We start from the raw sequence: 1,958 nt of genomic DNA, 5'->3' as shown, positions 1-1,958 counted from the left end.
TGCTGGTCGAGATGGACGGCTTCGAGGCCAATGAGGGCGTGATCCTGATCGCCGCCACCAACCGCCCCGACGTGCTCGATCCGGCGCTGCTGCGTCCCGGCCGCTTCGACCGTCAGGTCGTCGTGCCGAACCCGGATGTCGTCGGCCGCGAGCAGATCCTCAAGGTCCACGTCCGCAAGGTGCCGCTGGCGCCGGATATCAACCTGAAGAACATCGCGCGCGGCACCCCTGGCTTCTCCGGCGCCGACCTGATGAACCTCGTCAACGAAGCGGCGCTGATGGCGGCCCGGCGCAACAAGCGCATGGTCACCCAGACCGAATTCGAAGACGCCAAGGACAAGGTGATGATGGGCGCCGAGCGCAAGTCGCTGGTGATGACGGAGGAGGAGAAGCTCCTCACCGCCTATCACGAAGGCGGCCACGCCATCGTCGGCCTCAACGTCCCGGCCACCGACCCGATCCACAAGGCCACGATCATTCCGCGCGGCCGTGCGCTCGGCATGGTGATGCAGCTGCCGGAGCGCGACAAGCTGTCGATGTCGCTCGAGCAGATGACCTCGCGCCTCGCCATCATGATGGGCGGCCGGGTCGCCGAAGAGATGATCTTCGGCCGGCAGAAGGTGACGTCGGGCGCTTCGTCGGACATCGAGCAGGCCACCCGCCTCGCCCGCATGATGGTCACGCGCTGGGGCCTGTCTGAAGAGCTGGGCACCGTTTCGTATGGCGAGAACCAGGACGAAGTGTTCCTCGGCATGTCGGTGTCGCGGACCCAGAACGCCTCCGAGGCGACGGTCCAGAAGATCGACGCCGAGATCAAGCGGCTGGTGGAAGAGGGCTACAAGGAAGCCGAGCGCATCCTCACCGAGAAGCGCGCCGACCTCGAAGCTCTCGCCAAGGGCCTTCTCGAGTTCGAGACGCTGACCGGCGACGAGATCACCGATCTGATCAACGGCAAGAAGCCGAACCGCGAGTCGGTGCTCGAGCCCTCGGGCCCGCGTACTTCGGCTGTGCCCCCCGCCGGCAAGCCGCGCCCGCGGCCTGATCCGGGCCTGGAGCCGCAGCCCCAGGCGTAAGCACGCCGGACTGAATTCGAAGAACGCGGCGGAAACGCCGCGTTTTTTGTTGCGCGGTCGGTCGAAGCCCTGCAGCGCAGGGCGCCGCTGCGCCGTTGGCGCTTGACGGCGTGCCGCGCAACCCGCAGGCAGAACCCGCCATGCGGACGCAGCCATGACCAGCCATCACATCACGAAAGCGCCGGCCTATTGGTCGCGCGAAGCGATCTGGCCCGGCATCGTTGCGATCGGGCCGATGCTGCCAGGCACACTCGCCTTCGGCATGGCCTTCGGCGCGTTGTGTGCTCAGAAAGGCTTCACGCTCGCCGAAGTCGAAGTGATGATGGCGACTGTCTATGGGGGCCTGTCGCAGTTCGTGGCCGTGCAGTCGTGGCCGGAGACGCTGACGCCGTCGACGATCGCGGCGCTGGCCCTGCTCACCACGACGGTCAACATCCGCTTCTTGCTGATGACGGCCTCGATGCGGCCGTGGTTCGGCATACTGCCGGCGTGGCAGTCCTATCCGGCGATGCTGCTGGTCACCGACGGCGGCTGGCTGGCCGCGATGCGCTACCGCGAGCACGGCGGCGCCAACGCGGCGTTCTACGTCGCCGGCGGGCTGGTGCTGTACTTCGTCTGGCTGGTGTCCTCGATCCCCGGCTTTCTGCTCGCTGAGCAACTATCCGACCCGAGGAAGTACGGCGTCGATCTGGCAATGCCGGCATTCTTCGCCGCGATGCTGGTGCCTGCCTGGAAGGGACCTCGGCGAGCGATCCCCTGGGCGGTCTCGGGCGCCGTCGCGCTGACGGTGCATTGGCTGACACCGGGCTATTGGTTCATCATCGCGGGCGCGTTGTCGGGCGCGCTCAGCGCGGGATTGATGGATGAGCCGCCGCCGCGGGAGCT

2 protein-coding genes are annotated in these 1,958 nt (G+C 67.1%); both read left to right on the top strand.

What is annotated here, in order from left to right; translation table 11 throughout:
• Nucleotides 1-1,073 (top strand): ATP-dependent metallopeptidase FtsH/Yme1/Tma family protein (locus tag ACOJTD_RS03475; RefSeq protein WP_420131542.1); only part of this gene is annotated, 1,073 nt, incomplete at its 5' end.
• A 154-nt stretch (nucleotides 1,074-1,227) separates the two neighbouring features.
• Nucleotides 1,228-1,958, top strand: a 731-nt coding sequence (locus tag ACOJTD_RS03470) for an AzlC family ABC transporter permease (RefSeq protein ID WP_420131541.1), incomplete at its 3' end; no start/stop codon positions are given.

It is taken from the genome of Rhodopseudomonas sp. (assembly GCF_048594845.1).
GTDB lineage: Bacteria > Pseudomonadota > Alphaproteobacteria > Rhizobiales > Xanthobacteraceae > Rhodopseudomonas.
This window is presented reverse-complemented; position numbering and strand designations above follow the sequence as displayed.